Below are 7,591 nucleotides of genomic sequence, written 5' to 3'. Positions count from 1 at the left end.
CCAGGGTGCTCAGCTGGCGCTCCCCCCCCAGTTACGGAATGCTGCCGGCGGTATGCCGCCCGGCAGCATTCCGGAACAGGGCGGGGAGCGCCAGCTGAGCACCCTGGAGCCGCACATTCCGGCACGCGAGGCGGCTTTCGAGCCGCTGATGCTGGCCTGCCGCGACCGCCGGCCCGTCGTCTTCGACTACCGCAAGTCCAACGCGGCCCGCTCCGAGAAGCGTCAGGTCGAGCCGTGGACGCTGGAGTGCTGGCGCGGGCACTGGTACCTGGCGGGCTGGGACCGGGAGCGGCAGGCCGAGCGGGTCTTCCGGCTCTCGCGGATCACCGGCCCCGTCCGCTCCCGCGCCGCCGCCTTCACCGTGCCGGTACCCGATCAGGTGACGGTGCGCGAGACCGTGGAGCGCTGGGCGGGCGAGGGCGCCACCAGCACCGCGCGGATCAGGCTGCGGTCGGGCTCGGGCTATCCGCTGCGGGCCCGGGCGCTGCGGACCTGGGAACTGGGTGACGGGTGGGAAGAGTTGGAGATCCCGTACGGGCACGGCCTGGACGCGTGGCTGGTGGAGTTCGGCCCGGACGTCGTCGTGCTGGAGCCCGCCGAACTGCGCGCGGACGTCATCGAGCGGCTGCGTGCCGTGGCACAGGGCTGAGGGAGGAGCGGCACATGGCGGTCAATGCCATCGATCAGACCCGCAGGATGCTCTCGCTGGTCACCTATCTCAAGGACCGGCCCGGTGCCCGGGTCGAGGAGGTCGCGCGCGCTTTCGGGATCTCCGACGACGAGCTGATCTCCGACCTGAACGTGTTGCCGATGTGCGGCACCAGCTTCCGGGGCGGCGATCTGCTGGAGATCGACACCGACGGCGAGCGCATCTGGTGGCGCAACTCCGAGGCGCTGGGTTCCGACACGGCGCAGCCGCTGCGGCTGGCCGCCGACGAGGCGACGGCGCTGCTGGTCGCGGCCCGCGCTGTGGCGACCCTGCCAGGGCTGCGGGAGAGCGACCGGGACGCGCTGCAGCGGGCTGTGGCCAAGCTGGAGACGGCGGCCGGCGAGAGCGCGGGCGCCAGCTCGCGGCTGTCGGTCACCTTCGAGTCCGAGGGCGGCGTCTTCGCCGATGTCGACCGGGCCATCGTCGAGCGGCGCCGACTGTGGATCCGCTACTACTCGCCCGCCCGGGACGAGCTGACCGAACGCGAGGTGGACCCGATCCGGCTGTTCGCCGTCGGCCACACCTATATGGAGGCCTGGTGCCGGCTCTCGGAGGCGCGGCGCACCTTCCGGCTGGACCGGGTCGCCGAGATCAAGCTGCTGGACGAGCGCTCCGACCCGCCGCCCATAGAGCCGCGGGACCTGAGTGCCGGGCTGGTGCAGCCGGCGGCCACCGATCCAGAGGTCGTGGTGGAGGTCGGCCCCGGCGGGCGCTGGGTCGCCGAGTACTACCCGCACGACAGCGCGGAGGAGCTGCCCGACGGTGGCCTGCGGATCACCCTGCGTACTCCGGACCCCGCCTCGCTGCGCCGGCTGGCGCTCCGGCTGGGTCCGGACGGCCGTATCACGGCGCCCAAGGAGCTGGCGGAGAGCGCACGGGATGCGGCGCGAAAGGCTCTTGCGGCCTACGGCGTGTAGAAGACGCGCCCTGTCAGGGGCGGGGGGGAACTGCGCCACAAGCCACAAGCCACAAGCCACAAGCCATAAGGCATCGGCAGTCGGCGGACGGCGGACGGCGGACGGCGGACTGGGGCACCCCCATGGCCGCCGCAGGAACCGGAGCGGCACTAGGCTGCCTTCCATGCTCTGGCCGATGTTCTTTCTAGCGCTCGCCTTCTGCGGGATCGCCGTGCTCGGAGTGCTCGCCGTACGGGTGGGGCTGGAGGTGCAGCGCTTCTCCCGGGCGGTCGGTGACAGCTCCGAGCGGATCACACGGGCGGCGGAGAATCTGGAGCGGGCCACGGTCCCGCTGGCGGCGCGGACCGGCCGGGGAGCGGGTTCGGGTGAAACGCAAGGACCGAACGAGACATAACCGACGTAAGGCCGGTCTCCAGCTTCTGATCCTGGAGCGGTAGGCTGCCAGATGCCGCGTCGGCGGGCGCCGGAGCACGCAATCGGGCGGATGCACGGGGATTGCCTGGTGTTCACTCCACAGGGTTACGATCGATGTCGGCACGTCAGCACGATGCAGCCAGTCCGATTCATCCGGCAGGCACAGAAACACGCCGCCCCGGCGAGAAGGTAGTGGCACATGATCGCAGGTTTGAAGCCCATGGAGATCGTTCTGATTCTCCTTGTCATCCTGCTGCTGTTCGGCGCCAAGAAGCTCCCGGACATGGCCCGTTCGCTCGGCAAGTCGGCCCGCATCCTCAAGAGCGAAGCCAAGCAGATGAAGAAGGAAGGCTCCTCCGACACCGAGGCGGACAAGTCCGGTGAGGCGCAGCAGTCGGCGCCGCGGACGATCCAGGCCGCCCCCGGCGACGTCGCGACCTCGCGCCCCGTCACCGAGCCGGCGGACCAGCCGAAGCAGAGCTGAGCGGACGGCCGCATCGCCGACCGTGCCGCCGTCCGCTCCGCGGCCCCGGCTGCGGAGTGGCGGAGCCAGCCGTATCCGACACTTCGAGACTGAGGACGAGGGTTGCTCAAGTCCGCCCGGAACCAGGGTAAACAGGAGAAGGACCCCGAGGGGCGGATGCCTCTCGCGGACCACCTGCGGGAGTTGCGCAACCGCTTGATGAAGTCGGTGCTGGCGATCCTCGTCGTCACCATCGTGGCGATGATCTACTACAAGCAGATCGCCGATTTCCTCATGCACCCGGTGCGGGAGTCGGTCGGCTGCACCAAGGGCTTCGGCGAGGCCGCCGACGAGGGCGAGACCTGCGCCGAGATCACCATCAACGGGCTGATCGCCCCGTTCACGATCATGCTGAAGGTGGCGCTGACCACCGGCGTCGTCATCGCCTCCCCGGTCTGGCTCTACCAGCTGTGGGGTTTCCTCGCACCCGGTCTGCACAAGCACGAGAAGCGGTACGCGCGCTCCTTCGTCGCCGCCGGCGTGCCGCTGTTCCTCGGCGGCGCCTACCTGGCCTATCTGATCCTGCCGAAGGCCGCCAGGACGCTGCTGGACTTCAGCCCGGACGGAGCGGGCAACCTCATCCCGCTGGACGACTTCCTCGACATCGTCACCCGGCTGGTCATCGTCTTCGGCCTCGCCTTCGAGCTGCCGCTGCTGCTGGTCCTGCTCAACATCGGCGGGGTGCTGACCGGCAAGCGGCTGCTGGGCTGGTGGCGGGGGATGGTCATCGGCATCACCGTCTTCGCCGCCGTCGCCACGCCCACCGGCGATCCGCTGACGATGATCGCGCTGGCGGCGCCGATCGTGCTGCTGTACTTCGCCGCCGTCGGCATCGCCCTGTTCAACGACCGCCGCCGCAGCCGCGACAACCCCTACGCCGGGCTGGACGACGACGAGGCGTCCCCGCTCGACCACACACCGGAGGCCATCGGCGCCGGCGACTCCCTGCCCGGCCCGCGCCCGGGCGGCGAGGGCGGCTCGCAGAACGGCAGCGGTGAGAGCGGCCGGCCGCGGCCGGGCGGCTACGACGACGCCACCTGAGCGGCCCCCTGCCACGTCCGGTCCGCACCGGCCGCTCGGCCCCGGCCCGACCCGGGGATCCGCTCCATGGGCCGGTAAAGATCGTGAGAGTGTCAGAGGCGGCCGGTAGGCTCGTAGACACGATGACCGAGGATCTGTCCCCCGCGGAGCGGTATGCGGCGGCGCGTAAGCGTGCCGCCGACCAGGCCACCGCTCTCGCGCCCTTCCGTGACCTGTACGACTTCGATCTGGACCCCTTCCAGATCGAGGCGTGCCAAGCCCTCGAAGCAGGAAAGGGTGTGCTGGTCGCGGCGCCGACCGGCTCCGGCAAGACCATCGTGGGCGAGTTCGCCGTCCACCTGGCCCTCACCCAGGGCCGCAAATGCTTCTACACGACCCCGATCAAGGCGCTGTCCAACCAGAAGTTCAGCGATCTCGTCAAGCGGTACGGGGCGGCCAAGGTCGGACTGCTGACCGGCGACAACAGCGTGAACTCCGAGGCACCCATCGTCGTGATGACGACCGAGGTGCTGCGGAACATGCTCTACGCCGGGTCGAAGTCCCTGCTCGGCCTGGGATATGTCGTCATGGACGAGGTCCACTACCTCTCGGACCGCTTCCGGGGCGCCGTCTGGGAAGAGGTGATCATCCACCTTCCCGAGTCGGTCACCATCGTCTCGCTGTCGGCCACCGTCTCCAACGCGGAGGAGTTCGGTGACTGGCTGGACACGGTGCGCGGCGACACCCAGGTGATCGTCTCCGAGGACCGCCCGGTGCCGCTGTGGCAGCACGTGCTGGCCGGCCGCCGGATGTACGACCTGTTCGAGGAGTCCGGCGACAAGCGGGAGGTCAACCCCGACCTGGTGCGGATGGCCCGGATGGAGAACAGCCGGGTCGGCAACGGGCGCGACCGGCGCCGGGGCCGCCCCCAGCGGGAGGCCGACCGCGAGCGGGAGCGCCGCCAGCGTGCCCGGATCTGGACGCCCAGCCGGCCCGAGGTGATCGACCGGCTGGACTCGGAGGGGCTGCTCCCGGCCATCACCTTCATCTTCAGCCGCGCGGGCTGCGAGGCCGCCGTCCAGCAGTGCCTCCACTCCGGCCTGCGGCTCAACGACAACGCCGCCCGTGCCCGGGTCCGGGAGATCGTCGAGGAGCGCACCGCGGACATCCCCGACAAGGACCTGCACGTCCTGGGCTACTTCGAGTGGCTGGAGGGGCTGGAGCGGGGCATCGCCGCACACCACGCGGGCATGCTGCCCACCTTCAAGGAGGTGGTCGAGGAGCTGTTCGTGCGCGGTCTGGTCAAGGCCGTCTTCGCCACCGAGACGCTGGCCCTGGGCATCAACATGCCGGCCCGTTCCGTGGTGCTGGAGAAGCTGGTCAAGTGGAACGGCGAGCAGCACGCCGACATCACCCCGGGTGAGTTCACGCAGCTGACCGGGCGTGCGGGGCGGCGCGGTATCGACATCGAGGGCCATGCCGTCGTGCTGTGGCAGCGCGGTATGGACCCGGGCGCACTCGCCGGGCTCGCCGGTGCGCGTACGTATCCGCTGCGGTCGTCGTTCAAACCGTCCTACAACATGGCGGTGAACCTCGTCTCGCAGTTCGGCAGGCACCGCTCGCGCGAGCTGCTGGAGACGTCGTTCGCGCAGTTCCAGGCGGACCGCTCGGTGGTCGGCATCTCCCGGCAGGTGCAGAAGAACGAGGAGGGCATGGCGGGCTACCACGCCTCCATGACCTGCCATCTGGGTGACTTCGAGGAGTACGCGCGGCTGCGCAGGGAGCTCAAGGACCGCGAGACGGAGCTGGCCAAGCAGGGCGCCAACCAGCGCCGGGCGCAGGCAGCCGCGGCGCTGGAGAAGCTCAAGCCCGGCGATGTCATCCATGTGCCCACCGGCAAGTACGCGGGTCTGGCACTGGTGCTGGACCCGGGCGTCAGCGGCGGACGCGGCGCCGGGCCGCGCAGGGGATACGACGGGACGGCGGGGAACGAGGGCCCGCGACCGCTGGTGCTGACGGCGCAGCGGCAGGTCAAGCGGCTGGGCGCGATCGACTTCCCGGTGCCGGTCGAGCCGCTGGAGCGGATGCGCATTCCCAAGTCGTTCAACGCGCGCAGCCCCCAGTCGCGGCGGGATCTGGCCTCCGCGCTGCGCAGCAAGGCGGGCCACTACGTGCCCGAGCGGCACCGCAAGCAGCGGTCGGCCGCCGCGGACGACCCCGAGATCGAGCGGCTGCGCAAGGCCATCCGCCAGCACCCCTGCCACGGCTGCGACGAGCGTGAGGACCACGCCCGCTGGGCCGAGCGCTATCACCGGCTCAAGCGCGACACCCGCCAGCTGGAGCGGCGTATCGAGGGCCGGACGAACACGATCGCCCGCACCTTCGACCGGGTGTACGCGCTCTTGTCGGAGCTCGGCTATCTCTCGGGCGACCACGTCACCGAGGACGGGCGGGTGCTGGCCAGGCTCTACGGCGAGCTGGATCTGCTCGCTTCGGAGTGTCTGCGCGAGGGTGTGTGGGAGGGGCTGCCGCCCGCTGAGCTGGCCGCTTGTGTCTCCGCTCTGGTCTTCGAGGCCCGCAGCAACGACGACGCGCTGCCGCCCAAGCTGCCCGGCGGCCGGGCGCGGGCGGCACTCGGCGAGATGGTGCGGATCTGGGGGCGGTTGGACGCGCTCGAGGAGGAACACCGCATCACCGCCACCGAGGGTGTCGGCCAGCGCGAGCCCGACCTGGGCTTCGCCTGGGCCGCCTATCGCTGGGCGGACGGCCAGGGTCTCGACGAGGTGCTGCGCGAGGCCGAGATGCCCGCCGGTGACTTCGTGCGCTGGTGCAAGCAGGTCATCGACGTCCTCGGTCAGCTGGCCGCCGCGGCCCCGGAGGCCGGCACGGTGCCCAGGAACGCCCGCAGGGCGATCGACGGGATGCTGCGGGGCGTGGTGGCGTACTCCAGCGTGGGCTGAGAACGCAGGCGCCCGGCTCCGACCCTCGCGGACAGCGGTGTCCGCGAGGGTTCTTGCTGTCCTCCTGTCCTCCTGTCCTCCTGTCCTCCTGTCCTCCTGTCGTCCTGTCGTCCTGTCGCCGAACGGGGCCTCTTCCGGACCGAGCGGCAGCCTTGTGCTGACCGACCGACACGCTGCACACCGAGGTCTTCGCCGCGGTGCGTGCACGGCCGGGGCCCGAGGCGGTATTGACGGTCGCCGCGCCGGGCGGGATGTTCAAGCCCGCGTCAACTGCCGGGCACCGGGGCGCAGTACGGGCCCGGCAGTGTCCTTCCGGCGCGCGACCCGCGCGCATCCCGAACCCGACAGGGGGGCCAAGTGCGTACGAGCAGTACCGGCAGAGCCGGGTCCTGGATCCGCCGTTGGGCCTGCGCCGTGACCGCTTTCGCCGCGGTCGCGGCGCTCTCGTCCACGGCGGCCACCGCCCAGCCGGACACCGGGGCCGGGCGCGGGCACCGCGACCCGGCGGGGGACCTGCGGCTGACCCAGCTCCAGGCGATGGCCACGCACAACAGCTACCACCGCGAGACCACCTCGCACGCCGAGCAGAACCTGATGTCCCAGTACGACCCCAACTGGCAGACGCTGCTCTACAGCCACTCCACGCTCCCCGTCCAGTTCGAACGCCAACGCGCTCGGGGCATCGAACTGGACGTCTTCCCCGACCCCGAAGGCGGCCTGTACGCCGACCCGCTGCTGCGCAAGCGTGCCGGGCTGCCCCCGCTCGACGACCCGGAGCTGCACAAGCCCGGCTTCAAGGTGCTGCACTGGGCGGACTTCGACTACCGCTCCACCTGTGCGACCCTGCGCGGCTGTCTGCGCCAGGTCAAGAAGTGGTCCGACAGCCGGCCCGGCCATGTGGCCGTACCGATCCTGCTGGAGCTGAAGCAGACCGACCCCCGGCTGGAGGAGCAGGGCGGCGCCAAGAGCCCGCCGTGGGACACGGCGATGCTGGACGCGCTGGACAGGGAGATCCGGTCCGTCTTCCCCGACGAGGAGACCGTCACGC

At 70.8% G+C, this 7,591-nt stretch carries 7 protein-coding genes; all 7 read left to right on the top strand.

The genetic code is table 11. The features are described 5' to 3' along the window. Positions 1-649 (top strand): YafY family protein (locus KBY19_RS35125; protein ID WP_247691732.1); only part of this gene is annotated, 649 nt, incomplete at its 5' end. Between the two features lie 14 nt (positions 650-663). Continuing rightward, complete coding sequence (locus tag KBY19_RS35120) at positions 664-1,626, top strand: YafY family protein (protein ID WP_099878892.1); 963 nt, start codon at positions 664-666, stop codon at positions 1,624-1,626. A gap of 163 nt (positions 1,627-1,789) precedes the next feature. Beyond that, a complete protein-coding gene (locus KBY19_RS35115) occupies positions 1,790-2,020 on the top strand; it encodes a hypothetical protein (RefSeq protein ID WP_099878890.1) in 231 nt (76 codons plus the stop codon). Between the two features lie 219 nt (positions 2,021-2,239). Further along, on the top strand, positions 2,240-2,524 hold the full coding sequence (gene tatA, locus KBY19_RS35110) for a Sec-independent protein translocase subunit TatA (protein ID WP_099878888.1): 285 nt from the start codon (positions 2,240-2,242) through the stop codon (positions 2,522-2,524). Positions 2,525-2,626: 102 nt separating this feature from the next. Continuing rightward, positions 2,627-3,604, top strand: coding sequence for a twin-arginine translocase subunit TatC (gene tatC, locus KBY19_RS35105; RefSeq protein ID WP_099878886.1), 978 nt, complete (start codon positions 2,627-2,629; stop codon positions 3,602-3,604). A 122-nt stretch (positions 3,605-3,726) separates the two neighbouring features. Continuing rightward, the gene (locus KBY19_RS35100) at positions 3,727-6,543 is read left to right on the top strand and encodes an RNA helicase (RefSeq protein ID WP_099878884.1); all 2,817 of its coding nucleotides are present in this window, start codon (positions 3,727-3,729) and stop codon (positions 6,541-6,543) included. A 414-nt stretch (positions 6,544-6,957) separates the two neighbouring features. Beyond that, positions 6,958-7,591: Ca2+-dependent phosphoinositide-specific phospholipase C (locus KBY19_RS35095; RefSeq protein ID WP_307843703.1), on the top strand; the 634-nt coding region annotated here is incomplete at its 3' end.

It is taken from the genome of Streptomyces sp. B15 (assembly GCF_018070605.1).
Classification (GTDB): Bacteria; Actinomycetota; Actinomycetes; order Streptomycetales; family Streptomycetaceae; genus Streptomyces; species Streptomyces smyrnaeus.
This window is presented reverse-complemented; position numbering and strand designations above follow the sequence as displayed.

What these genes read in the sequence shown, in the direction of transcription:
- KBY19_RS35120 (WP_099878892.1), top strand. Translation starts at nt 664, where the DNA reads ATGGCGGTCAATGCCATCGATCAGACCCGCAGGATGCTCTCGCTGGTC.
- KBY19_RS35115 (WP_099878890.1), top strand. Translation starts at nt 1,790, where the DNA reads ATGCTCTGGCCGATGTTCTTTCTAGCGCTCGCCTTCTGCGGGATCGCC.
- tatA (WP_099878888.1), top strand. Translation starts at nt 2,240, where the DNA reads ATGATCGCAGGTTTGAAGCCCATGGAGATCGTTCTGATTCTCCTTGTC.
- KBY19_RS35100 (WP_099878884.1), top strand. Translation starts at nt 3,727, where the DNA reads ATGACCGAGGATCTGTCCCCCGCGGAGCGGTATGCGGCGGCGCGTAAG.